The following is a 720-nucleotide window of genomic DNA, read 5'->3' as shown; positions in this document are numbered from 1 at the left end:
GTACAGCGACTGGTCGGGGTACATCGTCTCGCTGGTGTTGCCGTCAGCGGCGACTTGCCAGCCGGAAAGGTAAACGGCCTCCAACCCCGCCTTGGCCTGCTGCATGGCCTGCCCAGCCGTGATGGCGCCAAAGGCGTTGACGTAGCCCTTCTTGGCCTCGCCGTTGATCAGGCGCCACAGCTTTTCGGCGCCGCGCTTGGCCAGCGTGTACTCGATCTGCAGCGAGCCGCGCAGGCGCACCACGTCGGCGGCGCTGTAGCCGCGCTTGATGCCCTTCCAGCGCGGATTTTCGGCCCAGTCTTTTTCGAGAGCGGCGATCTGCTGATCGCGGGTGAGGTTTTGCGTCATGACAACACTCCTGTGGTGATGGGAAACCCTGGCGGGGTCGGTACAGCCGATCGGCGATACCCCGTCCCGTTGCCCACAGTATAAGTCTTATATAAGACATAAAACTTGTCTTGTGTCTTATACAAGACATTTTTACCACCATGAAAATCAACGTCTTAGACTCTTTATTTCGTATTACGGAATCTCGATTGCACCCCGCAAAACCACGCACTGCGGCGAACTGAATCGGGTTTCATGATTGCGCATCTATTTTTCATGATGCGCAATCAACGTCGGTCACCGCTCGGCGCTGGGATCCGCGATACGGCGCAGTTCCCATCGCGCTGTGAGGCGGCCAGCGAACGTCATTTGCAGACGTGCCCCATCCGACCC

Annotated in this window: 1 pseudogene; it reads right to left on the bottom strand. The window is 58.3% G+C overall.

Features of this window, described 5'->3' with window-relative positions:
• Positions 1 to 348: pseudogene (locus tag ACK4TH_RS12595) on the bottom strand (isocitrate lyase); the annotation flags it as partial.
• Positions 349 to 720 lie beyond the last annotated feature (372 nt).

This window comes from Tepidimonas sp. (assembly GCF_046292505.1).
GTDB lineage: Bacteria > Pseudomonadota > Gammaproteobacteria > Burkholderiales > Burkholderiaceae_C > Tepidimonas.
Note: the sequence above shows the minus strand (reverse complement) of the source record. Positions and strands in the feature narration are given on the sequence as shown.